Genomic DNA, 25,652 nt, shown 5'->3' on the forward strand with positions numbered 1-25,652 from the left:
TATCCTCAAAAACGTGACCGACGGACAAAACTCACCCCAGCCTACGCGACCGCGCGCCGTTCTCTATCAGCGCCTCTCGCGACAGACATTAGAGTCCACGTCGCTCATCGGCCAGAGTGAGGACCTGGGAGCGCTCGCCGAGCGCGAGGGCTGGGACGTCGTCGCCACCTTCGTCGACGAGGGCCTCTCCGGTGGTAAACGCCGAGCCAACGCCGACGAGGCCCTCCGTATGCTCCGCGAGGGCGAGGCCGACGTCCTCGCCGCCTACTCCGTCGACCGCTACTCGCGTATGGGTATCGGCGAGGACGCCGAGGTCATCCGCGTCATCGACGCCCGCGAGGAGCAAGCCCGGCGCGGCCACGGCATCCGCCCGCTCGCCTACTTCGCCCGCGAGGGCATCCGCTCCGACTCCGGCTCCGACTGGAGGCTCCGCTACGCACTGAGCTCCGAGATGGCCCGCAGTGAGCGCGACGTCATGGTCTCACGTCGCAAGCGCTCCATCCACCAACTCCAGGCCCAGGGCCGCTTCTCTGGCCGAGGCGTGCCCCCGTGGGGCTATCGCTCCGCCCCGCATCCGTCCGGCGCTGGCCGCACCCTCGTCGTCGACCCGACGGAGGCCGCCGTCATCCGCGAGGCCGCCGAGCGCCTTCTCGCCGGAGAGTCCGCCACCTCCGTCGCCAATGACCTCACACGGCGCGGCATCCCGACGCCTCGGGGCGAGGCCCGCCGAGCTCTCGTCAAGGGCGAGCCGATCGAGGGCCTCGCCTCGGGCTTCTGGGGCGTCGGGAACCTTGTGGCCGCCCTCCAGACTCCGAGCATCACGGGCCGCATCGCCCGGGGCACTCACTCCCACGAGAGCCGAGGCCGCCAGGGCTCCTACGTACTGGCCGAGGACGGTAACCCGCTCCAAGCCTTCGAGCCGGTCCTCTCGGCGGCGACCTTCGCGGCGCTCCACGAGCGCTTCCCCCGAGGTCAGGGCCGAGGCTCCCAGCGCAAGCGGAAGGCTGCCCGGCTCGGCTCCGGCCTCGTCTTCTGCCAATGCGGGGCCAAGGCCTACGTCCTGACCTCGGCGAGCTACACCTATTACCGATGCTCCGCCAAGAGCATCGGGCGCGTCGACTGTCCTGGCCAGTCGCTCCAGGCGTCCGCCGTCGAGGAGGCGATCACCGAGGACTTCCTGGGAGCGTTCGGCAAGCTCCAGGCCGTCGAGCGCGTCGAGTCCCTGGGCGCTCCCGAGGTCGCCGACTCCGTCGCCATGGTCACCGAGCGCATCCGCTCCCTCACGTCGGCCATGGCTGAGCCCGGCGCGGACATCATGGCCCTCGTCGGCGAGCTCACGCCCCTCCAGGCCGAGCGCGACCGGCTTCAGGCCCTCCCCGTGGAGCGGACGGTCACCTATCGCGAGCTCGGCATCCCGTGGAGCTCCGTCTGGGCGATGGCCGACCTGGACGCCCGGCGTGGGCTCCTAGAGCGCTTCTATGACCACTTCGAGATGCGCTACCCCGGCGCTGAGACCCGGCTCGTCGGGCGTCTCAAGCCGTCGCCGGAGGAGTCGCCGGAATACCACGGACTCAAGTAGACGCCGGAGTCGAGCCCGGTGGGGCGAGCATAGTGCGGGTAGTGACGGAATGACGGTTCACTTCGTCACTTCTTATTCCCCCTCGAGTGCTCTCTCTCTTCAATAAGTAATAGAAAGTGACGAAGTTTCCGTCACTCCGTCACTCCGAGCGCCACCGCGCTCGCCACCTTCAACTTGGGTACCCAGGCGGTCTTCTCCTCGGAGGGAGTTTTACCTCTATGCCCCCGATTTCACTCTTATCGGTTGAGCGGGGCGCTTCTCTTTCACCTACCGGCGTCACATCACGCCGCGAGTTGGAGCGCTCATGACCCGATACATCGTGACTTGCGACTATTGCCAGGCAGAAGCGAACCTCGCACAGCCTGGACGCTTCTGTAGCCCACGTCACCGCAGCTACTGGCACCGCGACCGGCTCCTCGCCCAGCGCCAGCGCCTCGCCGCCGAGGCCGACGCCGCACTCCGCTCCGGCGACGTTCTGAAGCTGGAGCACGTCGCCCGCGAGACAGCCCGCCTTCTCGCCGTCTAACCGCGGGCATCACCGCCGCCCCAGGCGGTCTCCTCCCCGACACAACCCACCCACGCGTCACTCTCCGGGCCTATCTAGGCCGCCTGTCGCCAGACGCTCGCTGGCACGTTTCTAGCGCGCATGAGCGGCGCTGAGCACCCTTGACGTCGTGGGCGGTATCTCCCTCCAGAAGCCGCCCGGCTTCGCGGCGAGCTCGTCACGGCTCGCCCGCTATCCCGCCCAAGAAAGGCACCTCATGAATCAGCACCCCAGCACCACTCCGGCCTACGTCATCACAGCCATCCACGGAGCCGCCGAGCTCGCCGACGAGTTCATCAAGCTCCGAACGGCTCACGCCGCGAAGGCGACCACCGCGCTAGCCGCAAGCGAGACGGCTCGTGACCTCACGACGCCCCATCTTCTCGACCCGCTCCGCCAGCCTCGACCCGGCGTCTCCCGCGCGGACTGGGACCAGGCCATCGACGCCTACCGCATCGCCTCAGACGAGGTCGCGGCCAGCGACCGCGCTCTCGACCGCGCGGTCCGAAAGTTCTCCGAGCACATCGACAACGGGCGCCGCTCCGAGGACTTCAAGGCTCAGTACGCCGCTATCGGCGACGCCGCGCAAAAGGACGCCTCTGAGAAGCTCACAGCCCTCCGCGCGGCGCTCACAACCCGCGATGAAGTCAACCGGTGGATGGGCCGCCAGGTCAAGGACCCAACGGCGAACGGCGTGAGCTACACCCTCCGCGAGATCGCGAGCTACGTGGAGGCAACCCCAACGGGCAGGAGCCACTTCAAGGAGAAGGCGCTCGGCCTTCTCGCCGAGGAGATTCTCCTCCCGCGCGACCGAACGGAGCGCCTCCGCATCATCAATGCTCTCGACGCTCGCGATGACCTCACTGATGCTGAGAAGGTCACGGAGTACCGTGCCCGCGCTCATCGAGGCCTCCAGTGACTTCCGCCGACATCGATGTACTCGTGGAGCGACTCGACGCGGACGCGAACGCCGCCGCCCGCGACCCACTCTCAGAGCAAGAGCGCTCCGAGTATGACCGCCTCGTCCGGCGCGGTGTCATGCCTCACGCGGCGCTCGCGGTCCTCAGGGGCCGCGCGACCGACCGGGCCATCCGGGACGCCGAGCCCGTGGCGGATGCCGTCGTCCGCTCCATCCTCCGGATGCCCCCGCGCGCCAACCTTCCCGAGGCCGACGCCATCGTCAAGGCAACCCGGTAAAAGCCGCTGAGCTCCTGCCCTTTCTCGGGAGCCCAGAGGTCGCGGCGAGATGGGAACTACGCGCGGCGACCATCCAGCGCTGGCAAGCCACCAGCGGAACGGTCCGTCTCCTCCTCCGCAGTGTCCGGCGTTAAGTCAAGGAGGCGGGCCCCACCTCATTTCTCCGAAGGAAGCTCATCATGACCGTTGTCTCCCCCGCCCTCGACCTCCGCGCCGCCTACGAGCACGCCGAAGCGTCGCGCATCGCCGTCGCCGCCGAGCTCGTGACCGTGCGCACTATGCTCCGGCGTGAGCGCGCGCGCCGCGCCCATCCCATCCTGACCGCTGGCCTTCTCGACCTCGTCATCGGCGAGAGCGACGATGACTACGCGACCCGCGCCGCCTCCCTCGCGGATGCGATCCTCAGCGCCCAGGCCTAGGCGGAGTGCTCCACAAGATCGGATGCGACGCACGCCAACGACGCGCCCCTCGTCCTCTGTCTGCGTACCGCCGAGCGAGCTCGGCCTCGTACGCCCGCGCGAACGCAACGGACCGAGCCTCCTGACGCAAGTTGCGCGCCATACTGAGCGCCCCATAGGAAAGAACCGCCATGACCAACAGATAGAACAGCCCCCAGCCAATGCCGTCTGTTATCTCGGGGTCGATTCCGAACCACTCACCCCAAAACGGATCACCTACCTCTTGCACTGAGGCGAGCAGCGACCGGAGCGCCACCATGGCAGCGATGAAGACACCGACCGCCGCCAGATGTGAGCCAGTGATCGCCGAAGATCGGGCGTGCAACTCGGCCAATGCGGCGACCTGCTCATCCTGCGGGGCGTTCGCGAACCGAGCGATTCGGTCAACGGTGACACGTCCGCCCTCGTACACGTGCGGCGTCTGAGGGGCGCGACTCTTGAACAACACGCTTACTGGCGCTTCTGCGTCGCTCGCTCCGCCGCCTCGCGCTTGCTTTCGGGAATGAGAGCGTAAAGCTCCTCCCACTCCCGAGGCCGCGTGACAAGCTCGTGCACCACCTCGTTGATGGCCGCGAACAGCGCACGGACTACACCCGTCTCCTCCTCGACGAGATAGAGCGTCACCAGTTCATCGTCGTCCCCATGCAGAGCATCATTGCCGACTATTCGGAGCGCGGTGAGCATTTTCCATAGCTCAGGGCTGACTTTGGAATGAAGAGCTCCGAGGCGCTCCTGGAGGTTTTTCCTCCCCGGCGCCCCGTCGAGCTCCTTGAGAAGCGCCTCCATCGACGCCCGCGCGAGAGCGGCGGCAGCGCGTCGCGACGTCGGGAGCACGGCCGCCGCCTCGTCGTAAAGCTCTCGTGCCTTCTCCGGCATCTCCGGGTGCGGTGGCTTGATTCCTGCCGTGATTCTTGGGTACACCCGCTCATCCTCCCGCCAGACCGTTAGCCGCTTGCACGACGCGCAGATCGATCCCCACCACTGGGCTGAGTCGCTGAAAATCTCCCACGCGTGCGGCGTGTGCTGGCTCGGAGCCTGAATGCCCCACGAGGTCAGATCGTAAACGTCGGCGTCGTCAGTGAGCGCCAACGGTACGAGGTTGCCGTTCTCGTCATCCGTGCCGATCTTGAGCGTTGCCTTGGTCTGGTGCGCCATGACACCGCAGTACGCACAGATGAATGAGTCCTGGAAGCGCTCTAAATTCTCCACACCCCGAGCCTATCTGGGGGTTACTGCGCCCCTGGCAGGCTTTCCCCGCCTGTGAGGCGAGACCGTCGGCGCGGGCGATCCTCACTCCTTCAAAAGCTCGTTGGCCCTTCGCCGCACCCACTCAACGTCGATGTCGTAGGCGGGGTCATCCGAGTCCGTCTCGGGCACGAGCTCGACGTCATCGGCGGTGTCTTGCCCTGCCTCACGCAGCTGTTGCGCGACCCCCTGAGCCATCTGCTCGTGCATGTCGCGCGCCGCATCGTCGCCAGCATCGCCGAGGAAGGCGTCTAAGTCGTCTGAGAGTCCCATGCGCTGAACATAGTGCGCGTCGTCGAACGTCAGCAATAAACGAGGACGCAAGCCCTCTCAGCGGGCACTCTCTAGTCGTCGCCGATGTCCACCAAGAGGCGTGCGTGCTGAGCCCCACGCGCGATCTGGTAGACCTCGCCCGCAAGCTGGCGCACCTGATCGGCGAGCGCGGCAACTGCTCCGGCGAGTTCCTCTTGGCCCATGCTCGGGGCGTTCGCCGCGAGCGTTCCAGCTTCATCGATGACCTCGATGATCGTGCTCAAGGTCACGGTCCCGCGTATGTTCTCGAGTTCTGCGCTGGTCACTCCCGATGCTTGAGTCGGGTCAACGATCATCAGTGGTTGTTCGCTCATGCGGATGAGTATGTCAGACCCCCTGGGGGGGGGTGACTCCCCCTACCCCCACCGACGAAAGCCCGGAGCGGCATAGCGTCTGCCATCGTATGCGCATAGCTCGCTGTTTTCCTCTGCCTGCTCACATGGTGCGAAAGGCCCCCATGTTTCAGAAGAAGAATCGAGCACGCCGCGTTATACAGGCTGCGATTCAGCACGACCGCCGCCAGCGCCCGGGCGAGTCGGCCTCTCCGTCCCTTCCGAAGTCCGCGCGCCGAATGCCGGGAGCTCTGCGGGTGCCCGGCAAGCGCAAGACGGTCTGGCACCCCTGACTCGTGGCGACGCTCACGGGCGTCTAGCCAGCCTTCCTCATTGCCGCGCCGTGGCCGGTGCGCCAGTGAGCTCCGTCGGCGTTCTCCTTTCCACCCACGAGAGTGCACTCAGGGAGTAAGAACCGCGGTGGGGTGAGCATCCGGCGATCCTTGGGGGGTCCGCGCGATGAGCGCTCAGCGGACTGTGTACCCGCGTGAGCGCCGGGCGCACGCCAACCCTGCCGCTCCGCTTCAGTGTCCTTGGACGAGCGGCAGACACCGCCCTCGTCGCCTCTGCCGGCGCGGGCGGCCCGATCACCTATGCGACGCTCACCTCCGACGAGCGAGGCGCGACCACAGCCCTCGACCCTCGACGACCTGAGCCGGCGTATCCCCGGCGAGCTCCGGCTCCATCGCGTACACCGCGAGCCACGCGCCTGCGATGCTCGCTCGGCGAGTGCGCCACCAGGCCCACATGAGAGTCAGGATCGTCGCGCACGCCAAGATCACAAGACTGCCCGGCACCAGTTCCGCCGTATCCGCCAGGAGGCGCGTGGCTTGGGTCGCGAGCTCCAGGGCATCCGCAGACTGGTTCCCCGCGCCCATCTCTCGAAATGATTCCGAGAGCGCTATAGCATCCTCGCGCCCGGCGGCTACTGACTGCGCCGCGAGCGAGAGGTACGAGGTATACGCCGCAACCACGCCGACGAGAGACGCCACGACGAGCGCCGCCACGGTAGCCGCGAACGTCCCTGAGAAGGCCACGCGCCGCCGCGTGAGTTCGGCGATGGCGCTGAGTTGTTCCGACTCGGGAGCCCGGCGATACCTCATCACACGATTTGAAACATCAATGACGTCGGCGTGGACATGCGGGACTGTGCGGGCCATGTTGCTCAACGTAGCGACGGTATCGGCGGGCGCGCATTCGACGCTCCGCGTCCGCCGTTGCCGCAGACCCTGGGGGGCTCTCCCCCTACCCCCACCGACGACGTCCCGGAGAGGCATAGCGTCTCCCTGTCCGCGCGAGTTCCAGGGTTGCCCGCCTGGAGCTTCCTGAGAGTCCGAGCTGTCACGCCTCCACAGCCGGCGGGAACATCTTTCTGAGTTCGCGAGCACGGCGCGGCGATGGCTCCCAGTTGGGCGGCGTGAGCAAGTTCGCATACGCCGTAAGCATGTCTCCGTTGACGTCGGAGTTAGGCGGCACAAGTTCGTGCCGTGCTCTGTCGCCCGGCGACCCCAGTGTCCCGTACGCAGGGCCTCTGCGAGATCCGTAGTCCCAGGGCCAAGTCACGTTGGCCCACTCTGCCAAGAGCTCCACTCGCGGAAGATCCCACGGTTGCCACATCGATCCCGGGTCCACGATCCGCATTCCGTCCTTACTCGCTTCTCGCGGCAGACCCGCCTCCATGATCCCGTGCAGTGGCGAGCGCCATCCGGCGTACAACTCGACCGCGCACCAAAAGGCCACGTCGCTCTCAGCGGGCTCGAAAAGGTTCAGTGCTTGGGCCGTCAGATCGTCGTACTGCTTCTTCACCTCACGCAGTGGGCGATCGGAGTTTGCGATCCATGCCTCGTCGAAGAGGCGCTCGCCCATCGCGCTGAACATCACGGCGTGGGCCCTGTTCACGAGCGAGATGATTTCGCGGCGGCGGGCTCGTCTCTGTCGTACGACGGCGACGAAGGCGAGCACAACGCCGCTGACGGCCCATACCGCGAGTCCAGAAAAAAGCCCGGCAACAAATCCTGCATCATCCACCCCCCGATCCTAGGAGTCTCCTTGACCTTCGTTGCGAACCACGCCTATCTTTACCAGCGACCCGTCGCGGTCCCTCTCGGTGAGGTTTTTGTCAGCCCGACGACCACTGTTCTCGTCGCTCGCGACACGCACGGACGTGAGGTCGGCTACCTCATCGAGGACGGCGTAGGCGCTCAGCACACTCGCGGGATCGACCGATGATCGCCGCCGACCACGCGCTCCGCGACATGGCTACCGCCCACGCGCTCCGCGACATGGCTACCGCCCACGCCGCCAGCGTCCTCCGCCTCGTCGACCTCCTCCGAGCGAGCGAGCTCGTCTGCTCAGTGGGCGAAGTCCCCCGGCGCACGTATGACGACCCCGCTCGGCGTTAGCGACCCTACGGGCGCGCTTGCAACTGCCCCCCGCGCCTAGCTGTGCGAGCTCAGGTCCTCCCCTCGCTGCTGTCATCGACGCCGCCACAGCTTCTCTCGACCGAGCCGCGACGGCCCGCTCCGAGGCTCTCGACTACCACCAGGCCCCGGTCGCCAGTCTCCGGCGAGAAGTTGCCGCGTGACGGACTCGCGCTAAACCCTAGGATGACCGCATGGGTCTACTCAACTCGATTCGCGAGGTACTGGGCATCGCGTCCGTGAGTCCAGGTGAGGCCCCCGCACAGCGTCGCCCCGTCGTGACCTACCGCTCGGAGCTTGTCGCTGCTCCGCCAGAGGGATACGAGAGCGTCTACCTCCCCACGGAACGGCAAGCGGAGCTACTCGTTCCCCGCGCCGATGGCCTACCTCCGCTACACCTCGTGCGCCATGTTGGAGCACTATGGCTAGCCGAGGACACGACAGGCAAGCTCATCAACGTCGACAACCGTTATCTACGTCGACTCGGTATCTTCGGGGTCAAGGTTCGCGGCACGCACTACTACACCGGCAGGGCGAAACTCGGGCCCGCCGCACTCGTGCGCGAGCCTGATAACCCCCACGACCCCAACGCCGTGGCGATTCACGTCGGCGGAGAGATGCTTGGTCACTACAACAAGGGCACGGCCCGGAGCCTGGCGAAACGCCTTGACGCGGGCGAGCCCTTGCAAGCTGTGGTCATTTCGACCGACCCCGCGAAGGTCATCTCAGCACCTTCCGACATACTCCGACACCTCTACCGCACCGTCTGAGCCCCATGGCCCCCACCTGGATTCGTCCGAGGTGGGGGCCTCTTGCTGTTTTGGAACGGCCCAAGAGCTCCCGACGTCTGAGCGTCGAGATAGCATCTGGCCATGCCTAACCAGGACCCCAAGACCGTCCACGTCTGGATGCCCGATGGCCGCTCGCTCTGCGATCGACGTGCGGAGTCCGGGCCCCGCTCGACCTTCCCGACGGTGGACGAACATGAAGCGAATGAGAGGGCGACGGCGAACGCCCCGGCGTGCGGCGCTTGTCTGCTCCTAGTCTCATACCTGCGGACTCAGGCGACGGCCATACTAGAAGAGCAACCATCGGTCTGGCCCTCGTCCGTCGGGGCTGCATGGGCCTCGCTGGATGGCACGAGATGGGCTCAACGCTTCGACCCCGTCGAGCACAGCAAGACTCCAGGGCTTGACGATTACAGCCGCTTCGACGCGCTGCGCCTCGCCATCGACCCGGAGAAGGTACGACGCACCCTCGCGGCTAACGAAACGGTGCGAGCTCAACACGCCGCACACGTTCGCGCTCACTGGGAAGGCTGAACGTTGGGCATCCCGGGCCGAGGGACGGTCTCCCGCGCCGGATACCGCGAGTACATCAACTCGCGGGCCTGGGCCGAGGTGCGCGCACGCTACTGGGCATCCGCTCTCCCCAAGGAGTGCTACGTCTGCGATGCTCCTCGCAGACCGGGGATGCATCTGCACCACCGCACATACAAGAACCTGGGCGCGGAGCGCCTCATGGACCTTGTCCCTGTCTGCCCGCCCTGCCATGATCTCGTCCATCATGCTCATCGAACCAACCCCGCCGCCGCCCGAAACGGCTTATGGGGAGCGACCAAGTACATTCGCGCACAGATCCAACAGCGGAAACTCCGAGACCGCTGATCCGCGGCGGACTGCATAATTTCTTGCGCCGTTAGTCAGACCAAATACGGCCCCGACCGGCGGCGCTCAAGACGCGTCGAACCTGCGCCCTTGAGCACTCATTGTGCCCACCCTCCGCCAGGTTGTCGCCACTTCGCCCGGCCATCTACTTACTGTTGGCTGTGGCTTCAGCACTCAGGCCAGTGATCGCCCAAGTGGTGATGCTCAACACGCGGCAGACGCTGCGGTGGAGTTCCCAGTGCGTGGCAGCGCTGAGCTATGCGCACCGCACCGCACCGCACCGCACCGAATCAACCACGAGGTATCTTCAGTCGTTTCGCCGCGCGCCTTGGCTGAATATGGCCTGTTGAGCCACATATCGCAGCAGCGCGGTGTCACCCGCAAGCTTCGTGGCTTCTTCGCTAGTCGGGAGCAGAAGCTCCTCACCCTGCGGGCCGCCGTCCTGCTTCGTGTGCACGATGCGGCACCGAATGACATAGATGCGCTCAGCAACCTGCTCACGAATATCTTCATTGTCCGCGCGCAACGGTACGGTCCCTTTCACTCCACCGCCCTTCGATACGAGGCTCTTGTCGCCAGACGCTTCGATACGCGTGATGGCCTCTCGCAGGCCCTCACGTGTGGTCGCGGCTCTCAACGTCGCCTTGAGCTGTTCGCGCTCCCCCACACCGGCGCGGACAGCAGGAGCGGCGAGCTGGATCAAGCGCGAGAGGTCGTTGTCGCTCGACGGGTTGAATCGGGGGTTCATCAGCTCGGTTCGCAAGGCAGCGGAGGTTTCAGCATGAGCAAAGGCAGGGAAGAAAAACTCGATCGACTGGTAGTAAGCAAGAAACTCAAGCAGCGGAAGCCCGTACGCGGAGCGGCCGTATTGGTATAGGGCGAGCGCTTCAGACGCGTACTCGCTACGCGGAAACTCAGGCTTCTTTGTCGACCTGCTCTGAGCGGCGCGCCCGCGGCTCGCTCGCTTTCTGCGGAGTGTCATCGACACCCCATACAGGACATCAATGTCGAAGAAGAAGGACCCGGAAAGTCGTTCCAGCAGTTGGATCGTCGTGTCGTGCCGATCAACTGTGTATCCCTCGATGCGGAGGACCTTCGATCTGCTGTTCATTCGACCGATCAGCAAGCGCCCCAACTCCGAGGCCGAGGTCAACAGCAGCCGATGACCATCCCGCGCGACTTCGAGCGTGGCATCTTTGACGAAGCTCCGACGGTCATCGGGCTCCTCATCGTATACGAGCGTGGCGCCAGGGATTCGCGTGAGTTGCGGGCTACGGGACAGACCGCCGGGAGCGCTTTGAATGACGAGTGCCTCAATAGACTGCGACGCCTCATCTGCCCACGCGAGGTAGTCCCCAATGAAAAACACCTTGTCGAGGGCATGTCGACTCAAGACGGGTGCATCGTCCTCGTAGAACAACAGCCGCCGTTTTGACGGCCCGTTGCGGAACTCGATCTCGATCCAGCGATCGATACCGTCCTCAGAGTCTTCACCTTCCGAAACCACCGTGGCAGCAAGACCGCATTCCTCGGCATGCGATCGCAATTCTTCCAGCGCATCGACGGTCGGCCCTTTCGGAGGTTTTCCCATGGTCGAAGACTAGCGAAGCGACAACACTTTGACGGGACAGTCATCCGCTGCACCGCCCGCGTGCCGATCCGGCCCAGGACCAGCTGGGGAGCCACGGGCCCCTCTGACTAGCAGTTGCTCGCAAAGTCGCCCTAGCGGTTTCGACATCTTCAGCCACCAGAAGCGCGACCGAGTAGCGCTGCCCCACATACATAATGCGCTTCTGCGATATTCAAGCCGGACGTATCGAGCCACCGGCGTGGCCATGGGTCGAAGAGCGGGCACGAGGAGTTGCGAGGTCAGCCGGGAGAATATTGGGATAGGTCTAGACAGATGTACTCAGCCACCGAAAACCGCTCCTTCTGTTGGCGTCGAAGATCGACACTCCAGCCTACCGGCCTCAGCAGCCCGCACCTTCGAAGCGACCTGAGAGAGCAGGCGGTCAGGGAACAGGTGGTCTCACAGAGCGGAGCGAGCCGTCACCAGTCGATCGCCCTGGTCTCCCCGACGAGGCAACGCCCCTCCGCCAACTGGGGCAGTACGACAGTCACCGGCTGTCCCGTCGACGGACCGACCTGCCCGACCAGGCACTCGTCGTCTCCCCACCGCACAGAGAATTGAATGCTCTCGGCGGGGTTGCCGACCGTTGACACGTCCTGCGTCACCTGCATCGCGGAACGGTCGAATCCCGCCGCGACCAGGGCGTCGATGTACGCGCGCCCAGCGACTTTCTGATCCGACGACCACACCTTCGCCGTGACCGCTGCGAACAGCGGAAGGTTGTCGTCCGCAGTTCCGTCCGGAACGTAGGTAGGTGCCGACGCTGTCGCAGAGGGAGACGGCGACGGAGCGCTCTCCGTCGGATCCGGCGAGGGCGGCTCGGTGGGACCGCAGGCAGAGAGCAGGAGAACGAGCGATGCGCCGGCGGCCGCGGCCACAGCCGCGCGCGTCACGGAGGAGACCGAACGTCGAAGCACGCGTCGAGTCTACGGGCGCGCCCCCGATCCGTCGCGACCGCCGCCGCCGCCATGGCCTTGCGGCCGGTCTTCAGGACACCGAAGTCGGCAGACCGTGCGCGTCTGCGAACGGTTCGGAGGACGAGTCGGAGGGGTCGATATGTGCCCACGGAGTCTCGATCTCAGGGACGTCGTCAGAGTGCCCCGAGTCGAGTGCGGAAGGGTCCGGATCGGCTGCGGAAGGGGAGGACCGTTCCGTCCGCCGCGGCGGCTCCGCGCCGGCCGCACGAGGAGTGCGTCGATACGCCGTGGTGCCCCATCGCAGGTCGTGGCCGATCGCATCCGCGTCGATGTCGACGCTGGTCCCCTGCTTGCCGTTGTTCTCCCACGCCCGGATCCTCATCCGTCCTGTCACGATCACGCTGTCCCCCGAGCGCAGCGAGACCTTCGCATGCTCGGCGAGCTGGCGGAATGCCGCCACCGAATACCAGTTCGTGGACACGTCGATCCAGGTCTGGCTGGCGTCGTCGAATCGGCGATGCGTGCTCGCGAGACGGAAGTTGGTCACCGGCACCCCGCTCGCCGTGCGTCCCTGAGTGGGATCGGTGGCGACGTTGCCGACGATGGTCACTAGATCGTGCATGTTCTCTCCTCGAGTGCCCGGAGCATCCGTCCGGATTGCTCAAGAGTGCGCGCTCGACGGGTGCGAGAAGGAACGCGAACACGGAGACTCTGCAGAACTCCGACGGGAGCCTCGATGTGCAGGAGAACTCAGGGTGCTGCCGTCACGAACAGTCCGGAGCGAATGTCGGTGGTAGGTCATACGTTCGAATCACGAAAGGAGATTCGATGTCCGACACCCTGATCACGTCCTCGCCTGAGGTCCCTTATGCAACGCCTCGGCTGTCGACGGCGAAAGAGCATCTCGTCCGAGCCTCGTCCCACCTCTGGCGCGTGCAGGACGCACGAGGCCGGGTCCTCGGCCACCTGCGACTCATCCCCGACCCGCTCGGTATCCGCTATCGCGCTGAGCGGCTGCATCTCGCCACGGCGGCTTTCCGCCTCGTCGGCGACTTCTGGAGAGCGGATGACGCTATCGCCGCGCTTCGCGCTGGGTGACCGTATCCCGCCCTGAGGCCTCGTGCCCCCGGCAGGATTCGAACCTGCGACCAAGAGATTAGAAGGCTCCTGCTCTATCCCCTGAGCTACGGAGGCGCACAGATCTACCGTACCGCGCCGGTTCGGATGTCGGAGCCGTCGATAGGATGACGACATGGTATCTGCCTCAGAGAACGACCGCCTCGTCTGGATCGACTGTGAGATGACCGGTCTCGATCTCTCTGTCGACGAGCTCGTCGAGATCGCAGTCGTCATCACGGACTTCGAGCTTCGACCGATCGATCCCGGGTTCCAGGTGGTGATCCGCGCGAGCGACGAGGCCCTCGCGCACATGAACGACTTCGTGACGAAGATGCATGAGACCTCGGGGCTGATCACCGAGATCCCCGAAGGCGTCTCGCTCGCCGACGCAGAGGCACAGACGCTCGAGTACATCCGACGTTTCGTACCGCTCGAGCGCAAAGCACCGCTTGCCGGCAACACGATCGGCACCGATCGGATGTTCCTCGCCAAGTACATGCCCCAGGTCGATCAGTGGCTCCACTACCGCAACGTCGATGTCTCGAGCATCAAAGAGCTGTCACGCCGGTGGTACCCGCGAGTGTTCTTCCAGGCGCCGGCGAAGGACGGCGGCCACCGCGCTCTGGCCGACATCCTGGAGTCGATCCGCGAGCTCCGGTACTACCGCGAGGCGGTCTTCGTCGACGAACCAGGGCCCTCCAGCGACGACGCCCGCGACATCGCTGCCCGCACCGTGTCAGAGTTCACTCCGAACATGTAATAGACTCGTCTGGTTGCCGATCACGTCGGCACATGGTGGGTATAGCTCAGCTGGTAGAGCGCTGGCTTGTGGTGCCGGATGTCGCGGGTTCGAGTCCCGTTACTCACCCCAATCAGAAGGTCCGAGTCGAAAGACTCGGACCTTCTGTGTTTTCCCTGTTCGGAATACCCCCAGGGGGTACTATGTTGACGATCTGTGACACCACAGAAGGAGCGTCATCATGACCATCCCCGATAACGCACATCGTCACGAGCAGGCCGAGCACGCGCATGAGCCCCACGCCGCGTCATCAGCCCACTCGGCGCATGCAGGCCACACCGAGCATGCAGACCACGCCGGGCATGCGGGCCACACAGGTCAGTTCCGGCGCCTGTTCTGGATCATGCTCGTCGTCGCGGTCCCGGTCGTCCTAACCTCGCCGATGTTCGCCATGATCCTGGGCTACGAGGTGGCGGGGTGGGCGCGATGGATCTCTCCCGCACTCGGATCGGTCATGTTCATCTGGGGAGGAGCCCCATTCCTCTCCGGAGCCGTGAGCGAACTGCGCAGCCGCAAGCCCGGGATGATGCTGCTGATCGCCCTCGCCATCAGCGTCGCCTTCCTCGCATCGTGGGGAGCGAGCCTCGGGCTGCTCCATCACGAGCTGGAGTTCTGGTGGGAGCTGGCACTGCTGATCGTCATCATGCTCCTCGGACACTGGATCGAGATGCGGTCCCTGGCGCAGACCACGTCCGCGCTCGATTCGCTCGCCGCACTGCTCCCCGACGAAGCGGAGCGGGTCGAGCACGGCGAGACCGTCCTCGTCTCCCCCGCCGATCTCCACGTCGGGGATGTGGTCGTCGTCCGCCCTGGCGGACGACTGCCCGCCGACGGACGGATCGTCACAGGTACGGCGAACCTCGACGAGTCGATGATCACCGGTGAGTCCAGGACCGTTCGGCGCTCCGTGGGCGATGTGGTCGTCGCGGGCACGGTGGCGACGGATTCGGGTCTGCGGGTCGCGGTCACCGCCGTCGGATCCGACACGGCTCTCGCGGGTATCCGCAAGCTCGTCGCCGATGCCCAGGCATCCTCCTCCCGGGCGCAGCGGATCGCCGATCGCGCCGCCGCGTGGCTCTTCTGGTTCGCCCTCGGTGCAGCCGTCGTCACGGCGATCGTGTGGTCTCTCGTGGGCATGCCCGATGAAGCGGTCGTGCGTACGATCACCGTGCTCGTGATCGCCTGCCCGCATGCCCTCGGGCTGGCCATTCCCCTCGTCGTCTCGATCGCGACCGAGCGGGCAGCGCGAGCCGGTGTGCTGGTGAAGGATCGCCTGTCGCTCGAGACGATGCGCACCGTCGACACCGTGCTCTTCGACAAGACCGGAACGCTGACGAAGGGCGCCCCGACGGTGACCGCGATCGAGGCGGAGGAGGGCATCGATCCGGACGCGCTGCTGGCCCTCGCTGCCGCGGCCGAGACGGATTCCGAGCATCCGCTCGCGAAGGCGATCGTGGCGCACGCCGCGTCGCGCGAACTCACGGTCCCGACGGCGACCGACTTCAGCTCCTCCCCCGCCATCGGCGTCAGCGCCACCGTGGAGGGTCGTCGGGTGAGTGTGGGGGGTCCGCGCCTGCTTGCGGGTATCTCGGGATCCGAGCTGCCCATCGCGGATGCATGGCGCGCCGAAGGCGCGATCATCCTGCATGTCGTCGTCGACGACCGCGTCGTCGGGGCGCTCCGCCTGGCCGACGAGGTGCGCCCCGAGTCCTCAGACGCGGTGAGAGCGCTCCATTCCCGCGGGATCGAGGTCGTGATGGTCACCGGCGATGCTGCGGCCGTCGCCGAATCGGTCGCCGCACAGCTCGGGATCGACAGAGTGTTCGCCGGCGTCCGTCCCGAAGACAAGGCCTCGCGCGTCCAGTCGCTGCAGGCGGAAGGGCGCACGGTCGCGATGGTCGGTGACGGAGTGAACGACGCGCCCGCACTCGCGCAGGCCGATGTCGGGCTTGCGATCGGAGCCGGAACCGATGTGGCGATCGCCTCGGCCGGGGTGATACTCGCGAGTGACGACCCACGCACGGTCCTGTCGGTCATCGAGCTCTCACGATCGAGCTATCGCAAGATGACGCAGAATCTCTGGTGGGCTGCCGGATACAACCTGCTCTCCGTCCCCCTGGCCGCGGGGATCCTCGCGCCGGTGGGCTTCGTCCTCCCGATGTCGGTGGGTGCGATTCTCATGTCGCTGTCGACGATCGTCGTCGCACTCAACGCGCAGCTCCTGCGCCGAATCGATCTGCGTCCGGAGTCGCTCGTCTGAGTGCGGCGTCAGACGGCGAGCGGACAGCCATAGGATTGCGTGGTGCCGCTCGCCGTCTGGTTCCCCCTCCTCGCCGCCTGCGTGGTCATCAGCTTCACCCCCGGTGCCGGAGCGATCAACACCATGTCGAACGCCCTCAGTCAGGGATGGCGACGCTCGATCTGGGGCATCATCGGCCAGCAGCTCGCCCTGATCGTGCACGTCGCCATCGTGGCGGCCGGGCTCGGACTGATCGTCTCCCGCTCAGAGCTGCTGTTCAACGCGATCCGCTACGCCGGCGCTGCGTACCTCGTCTTCCTCGGCATCCGACTCATCCTGTCGAAACCGGTCACGACCGGCAGCGACGACGAGACGACGATCGACCTCCACGAGGGCCACTGGTCGATGATCCGGCGCGGCTTCTGGGTGAATCTCCTCAACCCGAAGGCCATCGTCTTCTTCCTCGCGTTCATCCCCCAGTTCATCCGCCTCGACCAGCCGCAGCTCCCCCAATACCTGACGCTCATCGCGACGGTGATCGTGGTCGACATCGTCGTGATGTGGGGCTTCTTCGCCGCGGCGGCACGCCCGTTCCGCAGCCTCACCCGATCGGCGAGGGGACAGCGGACGCTGAACAGCGTGTTCGGCGTCCTGTTCATCGCCGTCGCCGGCCTGCTCGTCTTCCTCCACTGACGCGGGCACCGCGTCGCGGCAATAGGCTGGTAGCGATGGAGATGGATTCAGCAGCATTCGAGGAGCTCGTGATCGACGAGCTCGACCGGCTGCCCGACGAGATGGTCGACGGGCTCGACAACGTGGTCTTCGTCGTCGAGGATCGCCCCGAAGACGGCAGTCTCGATCTTCTGGGTCTGTACGACGGCCTCGCCCTCACAGAACGAACCCAGTACGGGACCGGCGAGCTGCCGGATCGCATCGTCGTCTACCGCGAGCCGCATCTCGCCGCCTGCGAGAGCGACGATGAGCTGCGCGACGAGGTGCACACCACCCTCGTGCATGAGATCGCCCACTTCTACGGCATCGACGACCGACAGTTGCACGAACTGGGGTGGGCATGACTCCCCTCGCCTCTCCCGACATCGATCTCGACGAGGCCACCGATCTGACCGCGGCCCCGCTCGAGCCGTGGGAGGTGGTCGTATGGAACGACCCGGTGAACCTGATGAGCTATGTCGTCCGCGTCTTCCGCACGTACTTCGGCTATTCGCTGGAACGGGCCACGCAGCTGATGCGTGCCGTGCACCACGAGGGACACGCGATCGTCGCCACCGGCCCGCGCGAGACCATGGAGGTCCATGCGCAGGCCATGCACGACTACGGCCTCTGGGCGACGGTGCGCAGGAGCGGTCGATGACGGAGACGTCGTGCAGCTGAACCTGGCCCGGGCCGAGGGTGCTCAGCTCGCCCAGCTCGTCGATGACTTCCGTGAGCTGGTCGGGGCGGATCGCGACCTCAGCGATCCTGCGATCGGACGTCTGGTACCTGACGCCTATCCGCAGGACGACGATGCCGCGAAGGCCTTCCAGGATGCGACGCGGGACGATCTGCTCGATCGGCGTGCGCACGACGCCGATGTCGTACGGGCCGCCCTCGCTCCGTTGCGCGGCGACCTCACCTCGATGTCCCAGGATGAGGCTTTCGCAGAGCACGAGATCACCATCCCCCTGCCGGACATCGACGCATGGCTGCGGACCCTCACTGCGCTCCGATTGATCATCGCGTCGCGCCTGGGGATCGAGGACGACGACGACCGTGACGAGGACGACGCGAGATACGGCGTCTACGACTGGCTCGGATATCGCCTCGAACTGCTCATCGACGCCGCTGATCAGGCGTTCTGACCCTCAGGGGACGTCGATCACCCTGGTCGCCAGAGCCTGCGGCTGGTCGCGCAGCAGGTGATCGCTCTCCTGTCGAGCCCAGCGATCCCAGTGCGGGCGGTAGGTGTCTCCGTCGCGCTTCAGCGCGCGTGCCTTGCGTCCGTCCTCGGCGGATTCGAGCCAGATCCGCACGTCCGCGATCTTCGCCGTCGCCGGCGTCAGCACTCCGCTGCCCTCCAGGATCACACCCAGGGCAGGATCCACCGCATGGACCTCGGCCTCTGCGCCCCGCTCCCAATCCCAGCGCCGCCAGTACCCGAGCAGGCCCCGTCCATGCGGACGGAGGATGCCGTCCAGAGCCCGTTCGACGCCGTCGTGCAGGCCGTCCCATCCGGGGTAGATCGAGTCGAGCGCGATCGACTGCACACGGCCGGCGATCGGCCAGCGCTCGACGAGCATCCGGGCGAGCGACGTCTTGCCGGCTCCGCTGCGCCCGTCGATCAGCACGACGGGGTTGGCTGCAGCGAGGGCGTGGACGTCGTCGACGATCAGCGTCGCGGCGCGTTCGAGCGCTGCCGCGACGGGATCCTCACTTCTTGAGGGCACGGATGATGCGGGAGAGTGCTCGCCCGGCCACCCAGACGAACGGAACCGCGACCACGAGCAGCGTGACGATGTTCGGCTCGAACCGCAGCCCCTCCTCGCGACGCACGTACACGCCGACGGGCACGGACACACCTCCGCCGCCCCCGCCTTCCGCTCCCTCGCCGCTTCCGCCGCCGAAGCCCGAGTAGGTGAAGGCGACCGGCGTGATGCTCACGCCGTCGACGTCCTGCGGCTCTCCGTAGGCGCTCTTCACGCCGAACGACGCGGCCTGCTTTCCGAGTTCCAATGCAATGTTGGCCATGGCTCCACGGTAGTCCAGGAAACGTGCGTGGGACGGGTCAATCCAGTCCGTGCGCTTTCGGATGCCGTGCAGCGCCCCGCCCCTCGCCCCGGCCGATGTGCCTGGCTCGGCTGATCGTCGCTGTGCCGAACCGCGCGACGGCGTCGTCCACCGCGCCCTCCACCCGTCGCCAGTCCTCGTCGTCGTCCCACAGCCCGAAGCCCCCGCCACCCGCGGGGCGCAACTTCTCGGCGCGGACTCCGACGAGTCGCACCGGGTCGCGCCGGTCGATCTGGTCGAACAGCGCCTGGGCGGCCTCGCCGATCCGCTGCCCCACGGCTGTCGGCTCGGGGAGCGTCTGGGAGCGGCTGAGTGTGCGGAAGTCGTCGAAACGGATCTTGATGGCCACGGTCGCGGTCTCCCACTCCGCTCTGCGCAGCCGCGCAGCGACGCGGTCGGCGAGACGCAGAAGCTCCGCGCGGAGGAAGGTGCGGTCGGTCACGTCGGTGTCGAAGGTCTCCTCGTGACCGATGCTCTTCTCGACCCGCTCCGTCTCGACCGCCCGGGGATCCTCGCCCCGGGCGAGCTCCGTGAGCCGCGCACTGAGCGCCGGCCCGACGGCGCGATCGAGCATCTCGCGCGACGAGGTGCGGATGTCGCGGATGGTCCGGATGCCGCGTCCCTCCAACGCCTCGGCCGCCTTCGGACCGACACCCCACATCGCGCGCACCGGTCGCGGGTCGAGGAACGCCTGAGTGTCGGATGCCGGGATGACGAGCATCCCGTCCGGCTTCGAGATGGTCGACGCCATCTTCGCCACGTGCTTGGTCGCGGCCACTCCGACGCTGCAGGTGATCCCGACCTCGTCCTGCACCCGCTCGCGCACGAGCTGCGCGATCCGGGCAGGACTCCCCCACAGTCGCCGCACCCCACGGACGTCGAGGAACGCCTCATCGACCGACAGCGGCTCGACGAGAGGCGTGAACGACTCGAAGATCGCCATCACCTGTCGGGAGACCTCGTGGTAGCGATGGAAGTGCGGAGGGACGATCCGCGCCGACGGGCACAGGCGCATCGCCTGCGAGACCGGCATCGCGGCACGCACCCCGTAGCGCCGCGCCTCGTACGAGGCGCTCGAGACCACGGACCGGCCGTCGGGCGATCCGATGATCAGCGGGAGTCCACGCAGGCTCGGGTCGTCGAGCACCTCGACGGCCGCGTAGAACGCATCCATGTCGACATGCAGGATGCTGGTGCCGGTGTCGTCGGCATCGGCGGACGAGACGATGCGCCCTCTGCCGTCACCGTGTCCCATGAGTCCATTGTCCCCCCGGCCTCAGACATGAGGCCAGGGGGACGCTGTCACTGCGCAGCGCGCTCCAGCACGAGCTCCCGGACGCGAGCGGCGTCCGCCTGACCCTTCATGGCCTTCATCACGGCGCCGATCACGGCACCGGCGGCCTGGACCTTGCCGTCCTTGATCTTCGCGAGCACGTCGGGCTGTGCGGCGAGAGCGTCGTCGATGGCGGCGATCAGCGCGCCGTCGTCCGAGACGACGGCCAGCCCGCGGCTGTCCACGACCTCCTGAGGCGTGCCCTCTCCAGCGATGACACCCTCGAGCACCTGTCGGGCGAGCTTGTCGGTCAGCGTGCCGGCGTCGACGAGCTTCTGCACCGCGGCGACGTTCTCGGGCGACACCAGCTCGGTGGCATCCTTCTCCTGCGCGTTCGCCAGGCGGGTGATCTCACCTGTCCACCACTTGCGCGCGGTCGCGGGCGTGGCTCCGGCGACGATGGTCGCCTCGACGACGTCGAGGAGGCCTCCGTTGCGCACGTCCTGGAACTCGAGGTCGGTGAATCCCCACTCCGTCATCAGCCGACGACGGCGAGCGACGGGCTGCTCCGGAAGCTGCGCCCGCAGCTCCTCGATCAGCTCGGCCGCTGGCTCCACGGGGAGCAGGTCGGGCTCGGGGAAGTAGCGGTAGTCATCGGCATCCGACTTCGGACGCCCCGGCGAGGTCGTGCCGGTGTCCTCGTGCCAGTGCCGGGTCTCCTGCGTGATGGTGCCGCCGTCGGCGAGGATCTGCGCCTGACGCTGGATCTCGTACCGCACCGCGCGCTCGACGGAGCGCATCGAGTTGACGTTCTTCGTCTCGGTGCGCGTGCCGAGCTTCTCCTGGCCGCGAGGGCGGAGGGAGACGTTCGCATCGCAGCGCAGGTTTCCGCGCTCGAGACGTGCCTCCGAGATTCCGAGGCTGCGCACGATGTCACGGATGGTCGCGACATACGCCTTGGCGACCTCGGGCGCCCGGTGCTCGGTGCCGAAGATCGTCTTCGTGACGATCTCGACGAGCGGGACGCCCGCACGGTTGTAGTCGACGAGCGAGTACTCCGCGCCCTGGATGCGCCCGGTGGCACCACCCATGTGAGTCAGCTTGCCCGCGTCCTCCTCCATGTGCGCCCGCTCGATCGGGATCTGCACGATGGTGCCGTCTTCCAGCTCGACCTCGACCGATCCCTCGAAGGCGATCGGCTCGTCGTACTGGGAGATCTGATAGTTCTTGCCGAGGTCCGGGTAGAAGTAGTTCTTCCGCGCGAAGCGACTCGACGGGGCGATCGAGCAGCCGAGCGCGAGGCCGAGGCTGATCGACGAGCGGATCGCGGTCTCGTTGACCACCGGCAGGGAACCCGGCAGTCCGAGGTCGACGGGTGCGATCAGGGTGTTCGGCTCCGCGGCGTGGTAAAGCTCGTGCGCCGGGTTCGGCGCGTCGGAGAACATCTTCGTGTGTGTGTTGAGCTCGACGTGCACCTCGAACCCGAGTACGGGCTCGAACAGCTCCAGCGCCTTGTCGAAGTCCATGAGCTTGGCGGTGGCCATCAGCGGGTCCCTCCCACGAGCTGGGGTGCACGCGTGAGGAGCGGCGCTCCCCACGAATCGACCAGCAGCGTCTCGACGGCCGCCCCGACCTTGTAGAGCCGCGCGTCCTCCCGTGCCGGAGCGATGAACTGGATGCCGACAGGCAGCCCGTCCTCCGCGGCCAGACCGCTAGGGATCGAGATGCCGGGCACGCCGGCGAGGTTCACCGGGATGGTCGTGATGTCGTTGAGGTACATCTGCAGCGGGTCGTCGATCTTCTCGCCGATCTTGAATGCGGTCGTCGGTGCCGAGGGCGTCGCGATGACGTCGACGTCGGCGAAGGCGTTCGCGAAGTCCTGCTGGATGAGGGTGCGCACCTTCTGCGCGCTGCCGTAGTACGCGTCGTAGTATCCGGCAGACAAGGCGTACGTGCCGAGGATGATGCGGCGCTTCACCTCATCGCCGAAGCCGGCATCCCGCGTCGCGGACATGACGTCCTCGACGGTGGGGTTGCCGTCCGGGGTGACGCGGAGGCCGAAGCGCACCGAGTCGAACTTCGCCAGGTTGCTGGAGGCCTCGGCGGGGAGGATCAGGTAGTACGCCGCCACGCCGTACTCGAAATGCGGGGCGCCGATCTCGACGATCTCCGCACCCTGCGCCTCCATGAGCGCGAGCGCACTGCGGAACGACTCCGCGACGCCCTGCTGGAAGCCGCTGTCCGGGAGCTCGCGGATCACTCCGACCTTGAGCCCCTTGAGCACCTCTCCGCGGGAGCCCTCGCGGGCGGCGTCGGCGAACGAGGGCCACTGGTCGCGCAGCGACGTGGAGTCCTTCGGATCGTGGCCGCCGATCGCGTCGTGCAGCAGTCCGGCGTCGAGCACGGTGCGCGTGACCGGACCCACCTGGTCGAGGCTCGAAGCCAGTGCGATCGCGCCGTACCGGCTGACGCCGCCGTAGGTCGGCTTCACACCCACAGTGCCCGTGACATGCGCGGGCTGGCGGATCGAGCCTCCCGTGTCGGAGCCGAGGGCCAGAGGCGCTTCGAAGGCGGCGACCGCTGCGGCGGAACCTCCGCCGGACCCGCCGGGGATGCGGTCGAGGTCCCACGGGTTGCGGGTGGGGCCGTACGCCGAGTGCTCGGTGGAGGAGCCCATCGCGAACTCGTCCATGTTGGTCTTGCCGAGCGGGATGAGCCCCGCAGCACGGGATCGCGCGACCACCGTGGCGTCGTACGGCGAGCGGTACCCCTCGAGGATCCGTGACCCGCTCGTGGTGGGCTGGTCGGTGGTGACCAGGACGTCCTTGATGGCGAGCGGTACCCCGGCGATCGGGCCGAGCTGCTCCCCCGCCGCGCGCTGTGCGTCGACAGCTGCCGCAGCATCGAGCGCGCCTTCGTTCACGTGCAGGAACGCGTGCACGTCGCCGTCGACGGCGGCGATGCGGTCGAGGTGGGCGCGAGTGGCCTCGACGCTCGAGATCTCGCGGCTCGCGAGCTTGTCGGCGAGCTCCGCCGCGGTCATGCGAATGATGTCGCTCACTGCTCTTCTCCCAGGATCGCGGTGACGCGGAACCGGCCGTCCGCCTGGTCCGGCGCGTTCTGGAGCACCTGCTCGTGGGTGAGCGTCTCTCCCACGACATCGGGACGGTAGACGTTGCTCAGCGGGATCGGATGACTCGTCGCGGCGACGTCGGGACTTGCGACCTCAGACACCTTCGCGATGTTGTCGACGATGGCGTCGAGCTGGCCCGTGAGCCTCGTCACCTCGTCGTCGTTGAGCTGGATGCGCGCGAGCACGCCGAGATGGCGCACAAGATCAGGGGTGATTTCAGACACGCCCCCAGTCTAGTTGCCGTGCCCGTTCCGTCCCGCAGCCTGAACCACCCCGCCCTATGCTGGGCGGGTGAGCTCGTACACGCCTCCTCGCCCGTGGGTCTCCAGCTACGCCGACGGCGTGCCGCAGGACCTCGCTCCCGTCTCCGGATCACTGATCGACATCGTCGCCGCCTCCGCGCGCGACTATCCGGATGCCCCCGCCCTGCAGTTCTTCGGTCGCGAGACGACCTACGCGCAGCTGCAGGAGGCCATCGACCGTGCCGCCGCGGGTCTGCGCGCACAGGGCGTCCGACCGGGCGATCCCGTGGCGATCGTGCTGCCGAACTGCCCGCAGCACATCGTCGCCTTCTACGCCGTGCTCCGACTCGGGGCGGTCGTCGTCGAGCACAACCCGCTGTACACGCCGCGAGAGCTCCGCAAACAGTTCGAGGACCACGGCGCGAAGCACGCGATCGTCTGGAACAAGGTCGTCGCCACCGTGCAGGAGTTCCCCGCCGACCTCGCCGTGACGACACTCGTCTCGGTCGATGTCACCCGCGCGATGCCCTTCCTGACCAGGGTGGCCCTGCGTCTGCCGGTGGCCAAGGCGCGCGAGTCGCGGGCTGCGCTCACGGAACGCGTCCGGGGCACCATCACCTGGGACTCCCTCGTGCAGAGCGCTCCGCTCCCGGCGACCCACCCGAGCCCCGGCACCGATGACCTCGCGATCATCCAGTACACCTCCGGCACCACCGGCGCGCCCAAGGGGGCGGCACTCACGCATCGCAATCTGCTCGCCAACGCCGCTCAGTCCCAGGCGTGGGTGCCCTCGATCCAGCGCGGCAAGGGCTGCGTGGTCTACGCCGTGCTGCCGATGTTCCATGCGTACGGCCTCACGCTCTGCCTCACCTTCGCGATGTCGATGGGTGCGCGGCTCGTGCTGTTCCCGAAGTTCGATCCGGACCTCGTCCTGGACGTGATGAAGAAGCACCCCGCGACGTTCCTGCCCCTCGTGCCGCCGATCGCCGATCGGCTCCTCGCAGCGGCGAACGCGAAGGGCGTGTCGCTCGACGGGATCGAGGTGGCGATCTCCGGGGCGATGGCTCTGCCGCACGAGCTGGTCGTGCCGTTCGAGGCGGCGACCCACGGCTTCCTCGTCGAGGGGTACGGACTGAGCGAATGCTCTCCCGTGCTGATGGCCAATCCGGTCGCCGACAATCGGGTCCCCGGCACGGTCGGCCTCCCCCTGCCAGGGACCGAATGCCGTGTGGTCGACCCGGAGAACCCGACCGTCGATGTCGACGAGGGCTCTGCCGGCGAGCTGCTGGTGCGCGGACCACAGGTCTTCGGCGGCTACTACGGGAAACCGGAGGAGACGGAGGCCGTGTTCGTGGACGGGTGGTTCCGCACCGGAGACATCGTGACCGTCGACGAGGCCGGTTTCATCCGGATCGTGGATCGCATCAAGGAGCTCATCATCACGGGCGGTTTCAACGTCGCACCGACAGAGGTCGAGAGCGCGCTGCGTCAGCATCCTCAGGTCTCGGATGCCGCCGTGGTCGGCCTGCCGAGCGATCACTCCGGCGAGGAGGTCGTGGCCGCCATCGTGGTGGACGGCGACGCCGACGTCGACGTGGAGGCGATCCGTGAGTACGCGCGCAGCATCCTGACCCCCTATAAGGTCCCGCGGCGCATCTTCGTCGTCGACGAGCTGCCCACGTCGCTGATCGGGAAGGTGCTGAGGAGGCAGGTGAAGGACAGACTGCTGGCTCTGACCACCGACGCCTGAGGGCGCCCTCAC

The 25,652-nt window shown here is 66.8% G+C and carries 28 protein-coding genes and 2 tRNA genes; 15 read left to right on the forward strand and 15 right to left on the reverse strand.

The features are described from left to right. The first annotated feature begins 13 nt into the window (after positions 1-13). From ACESK8_RS03300 to ACESK8_RS03320, 5 genes are all read left to right on the forward strand, one after another. Complete coding sequence (locus ACESK8_RS03300; protein WP_372967240.1) at positions 14-1,579, forward strand: recombinase family protein; 1,566 nt, start codon at positions 14-16, stop codon at positions 1,577-1,579. A gap of 304 nt (positions 1,580-1,883) precedes the next feature. Continuing rightward, positions 1,884-2,105 carry a hypothetical protein gene (locus ACESK8_RS03305; protein WP_372967241.1) on the forward strand — a complete coding sequence of 74 codons (222 nt, stop codon included), beginning with the start codon at positions 1,884-1,886 and terminating at the stop codon, positions 2,103-2,105. Between the two features lie 148 nt (positions 2,106-2,253). Then, complete coding sequence (locus ACESK8_RS03310) at positions 2,254-3,042, forward strand: hypothetical protein (RefSeq protein ID WP_372967242.1); 789 nt, start codon at positions 2,254-2,256, stop codon at positions 3,040-3,042. Beyond that, on the forward strand, positions 3,039-3,320 hold the full coding sequence (locus ACESK8_RS03315; protein WP_372967243.1) for a hypothetical protein: 282 nt from the start codon (positions 3,039-3,041) through the stop codon (positions 3,318-3,320). The genes ACESK8_RS03310 and ACESK8_RS03315 overlap by 4 nt, the downstream gene beginning before the upstream one ends. 179 nt (positions 3,321-3,499) lie before the next feature. Next, complete coding sequence (locus ACESK8_RS03320; RefSeq protein ID WP_372967244.1) at positions 3,500-3,739, forward strand: hypothetical protein; 240 nt, start codon at positions 3,500-3,502, stop codon at positions 3,737-3,739. Between the two features lie 489 nt (positions 3,740-4,228). Here ACESK8_RS03320 and ACESK8_RS03325 read toward each other — a convergent pair whose 3' ends face one another. The 5 genes from ACESK8_RS03325 to ACESK8_RS03345 all read right to left on the reverse strand — a co-directional run bounded on the left by ACESK8_RS03325 (position 4,229) and on the right by ACESK8_RS03345 (position 7,695). After that, on the reverse strand, positions 4,229-4,987 hold the full coding sequence (locus ACESK8_RS03325; RefSeq protein ID WP_372967245.1) for a DUF4145 domain-containing protein: 759 nt from the start codon (positions 4,985-4,987) through the stop codon (positions 4,229-4,231). An 81-nt stretch (positions 4,988-5,068) separates the two neighbouring features. Further along, the gene (locus ACESK8_RS03330; RefSeq protein ID WP_372967246.1) at positions 5,069-5,296 is read right to left on the reverse strand and encodes a hypothetical protein; all 228 of its coding nucleotides are present in this window, start codon (positions 5,294-5,296) and stop codon (positions 5,069-5,071) included. Between the two features lie 71 nt (positions 5,297-5,367). Beyond that, a complete protein-coding gene (locus ACESK8_RS03335) occupies positions 5,368-5,649 on the reverse strand; it encodes a hypothetical protein (RefSeq protein WP_372967247.1) in 282 nt (93 codons plus the stop codon). A gap of 620 nt (positions 5,650-6,269) precedes the next feature. Then, entirely contained in the window at positions 6,270-6,827 is a 558-nt protein-coding gene (locus ACESK8_RS03340; RefSeq protein ID WP_372967248.1) for a hypothetical protein, read from the reverse strand. 181 nt (positions 6,828-7,008) lie between these two features. Beyond that, a complete protein-coding gene (locus ACESK8_RS03345) occupies positions 7,009-7,695 on the reverse strand; it encodes a hypothetical protein (RefSeq protein ID WP_372967249.1) in 687 nt (228 codons plus the stop codon). 586 nt (positions 7,696-8,281) lie between these two features. Here ACESK8_RS03345 and ACESK8_RS03350 point away from each other — a divergent pair. Next, the gene (locus ACESK8_RS03350) at positions 8,282-8,857 is read left to right on the forward strand and encodes an HIRAN domain-containing protein (RefSeq protein ID WP_372967250.1); all 576 of its coding nucleotides are present in this window, start codon (positions 8,282-8,284) and stop codon (positions 8,855-8,857) included. 1,204 nt (positions 8,858-10,061) lie between these two features. Here ACESK8_RS03350 and ACESK8_RS03355 read toward each other — a convergent pair. From ACESK8_RS03355 to ACESK8_RS03365, 3 genes are all read right to left on the reverse strand, one after another. After that, positions 10,062-11,345 (reverse strand): hypothetical protein, encoded by a 1,284-nt coding sequence (locus tag ACESK8_RS03355; protein ID WP_372967251.1) that lies wholly within the window; start codon positions 11,343-11,345, stop codon positions 10,062-10,064. A 458-nt stretch (positions 11,346-11,803) separates the two neighbouring features. Next, positions 11,804-12,301 (reverse strand): hypothetical protein, encoded by a 498-nt coding sequence (locus ACESK8_RS03360; protein WP_372967252.1) that lies wholly within the window; start codon positions 12,299-12,301, stop codon positions 11,804-11,806. 70 nt (positions 12,302-12,371) lie between these two features. Further along, complete coding sequence (locus ACESK8_RS03365) at positions 12,372-12,923, reverse strand: single-stranded DNA-binding protein (protein WP_372967253.1); 552 nt, start codon at positions 12,921-12,923, stop codon at positions 12,372-12,374. Positions 12,924-13,129: 206 nt separating this feature from the next. Between ACESK8_RS03365 and ACESK8_RS03370 the strand changes: the two genes are divergently transcribed. Further along, positions 13,130-13,399, forward strand: coding sequence for a hypothetical protein (locus tag ACESK8_RS03370; RefSeq protein ID WP_372967254.1), 270 nt, complete (start codon positions 13,130-13,132; stop codon positions 13,397-13,399). Between the two features lie 23 nt (positions 13,400-13,422). Here the strand turns inward: ACESK8_RS03370 and ACESK8_RS03375 are convergent. Then, positions 13,423-13,495: transfer RNA gene (locus ACESK8_RS03375), tRNA-Arg, on the reverse strand. Positions 13,496-13,553: 58 nt separating this feature from the next. Here ACESK8_RS03375 and orn point away from each other — a divergent pair. The 7 genes from orn (at position 13,554) to ACESK8_RS03410 (ending at position 18,317) form a co-directional block, all read left to right on the forward strand. Further along, positions 13,554-14,180 carry an oligoribonuclease gene (gene orn / locus ACESK8_RS03380; RefSeq protein ID WP_060925904.1) on the forward strand — a complete coding sequence of 209 codons (627 nt, stop codon included), beginning with the start codon at positions 13,554-13,556 and terminating at the stop codon, positions 14,178-14,180. Positions 14,181-14,215: 35 nt separating this feature from the next. Then, positions 14,216-14,291: transfer RNA gene (locus ACESK8_RS03385), tRNA-His, on the forward strand. 109 nt (positions 14,292-14,400) lie between these two features. Continuing rightward, entirely contained in the window at positions 14,401-16,479 is a 2,079-nt protein-coding gene (locus ACESK8_RS03390) for a heavy metal translocating P-type ATPase (protein WP_372967255.1), read from the forward strand. Positions 16,480-16,521: 42 nt separating this feature from the next. Beyond that, the gene (locus ACESK8_RS03395; RefSeq protein WP_372967256.1) at positions 16,522-17,151 is read left to right on the forward strand and encodes a LysE family transporter; all 630 of its coding nucleotides are present in this window, start codon (positions 16,522-16,524) and stop codon (positions 17,149-17,151) included. A 35-nt stretch (positions 17,152-17,186) separates the two neighbouring features. Then, positions 17,187-17,534, forward strand: a complete 348-nt coding sequence (locus ACESK8_RS03400) for a metallopeptidase family protein (RefSeq protein ID WP_060925902.1) — start codon at positions 17,187-17,189, stop codon at positions 17,532-17,534. Further along, positions 17,531-17,830, forward strand: a complete 300-nt coding sequence (gene clpS / locus ACESK8_RS03405) for an ATP-dependent Clp protease adapter ClpS (RefSeq protein WP_372967257.1) — start codon at positions 17,531-17,533, stop codon at positions 17,828-17,830. The genes ACESK8_RS03400 and clpS overlap by 4 nt, the downstream gene beginning before the upstream one ends. Positions 17,831-17,840: 10 nt before the next feature. Beyond that, positions 17,841-18,317 carry a DUF2017 family protein gene (locus ACESK8_RS03410; RefSeq protein WP_372967258.1) on the forward strand — a complete coding sequence of 159 codons (477 nt, stop codon included), beginning with the start codon at positions 17,841-17,843 and terminating at the stop codon, positions 18,315-18,317. Positions 18,318-18,320: 3 nt separating this feature from the next. Here the strand turns inward: ACESK8_RS03410 and ACESK8_RS03415 are convergent, their stop codons facing one another. From ACESK8_RS03415 to gatC, 6 genes are read right to left on the reverse strand one after another with little or no spacing between them, the layout of a single operon-like run. Then, the gene (locus tag ACESK8_RS03415) at positions 18,321-18,902 is read right to left on the reverse strand and encodes a hypothetical protein (protein ID WP_372967259.1); all 582 of its coding nucleotides are present in this window, start codon (positions 18,900-18,902) and stop codon (positions 18,321-18,323) included. Continuing rightward, positions 18,886-19,203, reverse strand: a complete 318-nt coding sequence (locus ACESK8_RS03420) for a hypothetical protein (protein ID WP_372967260.1) — start codon at positions 19,201-19,203, stop codon at positions 18,886-18,888. The genes ACESK8_RS03415 and ACESK8_RS03420 overlap by 17 nt, the downstream gene beginning before the upstream one ends. A gap of 37 nt (positions 19,204-19,240) precedes the next feature. Next, positions 19,241-20,497 (reverse strand): DNA polymerase IV, encoded by a 1,257-nt coding sequence (dinB, locus tag ACESK8_RS03425; RefSeq protein WP_372967261.1) that lies wholly within the window; start codon positions 20,495-20,497, stop codon positions 19,241-19,243. A gap of 47 nt (positions 20,498-20,544) precedes the next feature. Then, on the reverse strand, positions 20,545-22,059 hold the full coding sequence (gatB, locus tag ACESK8_RS03430; RefSeq protein ID WP_060925898.1) for an Asp-tRNA(Asn)/Glu-tRNA(Gln) amidotransferase subunit GatB: 1,515 nt from the start codon (positions 22,057-22,059) through the stop codon (positions 20,545-20,547). Next, positions 22,059-23,576 carry an Asp-tRNA(Asn)/Glu-tRNA(Gln) amidotransferase subunit GatA gene (gatA, locus tag ACESK8_RS03435; RefSeq protein WP_372967262.1) on the reverse strand — a complete coding sequence of 506 codons (1,518 nt, stop codon included), beginning with the start codon at positions 23,574-23,576 and terminating at the stop codon, positions 22,059-22,061. Before gatA ends, gatB begins: the two co-directional genes overlap by 1 nt. Continuing rightward, complete coding sequence (gene gatC / locus ACESK8_RS03440; RefSeq protein ID WP_042536743.1) at positions 23,573-23,872, reverse strand: Asp-tRNA(Asn)/Glu-tRNA(Gln) amidotransferase subunit GatC; 300 nt, start codon at positions 23,870-23,872, stop codon at positions 23,573-23,575. Before gatC ends, gatA begins: the two co-directional genes overlap by 4 nt. Positions 23,873-23,939: 67 nt before the next feature. On the opposite strand from gatC, the gene ACESK8_RS03445 reads away from it, so the two are divergent. Further along, positions 23,940-25,640: a long-chain-fatty-acid--CoA ligase gene (locus ACESK8_RS03445; protein WP_372967263.1), complete on the forward strand. Its 1,701-nt coding sequence runs from the start codon at positions 23,940-23,942 to the stop codon at positions 25,638-25,640. Positions 25,641-25,652 lie beyond the last annotated feature (12 nt).

Origin of the sequence: Microbacterium sp., assembly GCF_041641055.1 — a bacterium.
Classification (GTDB): Bacteria; Actinomycetota; Actinomycetes; order Actinomycetales; family Microbacteriaceae; genus Microbacterium.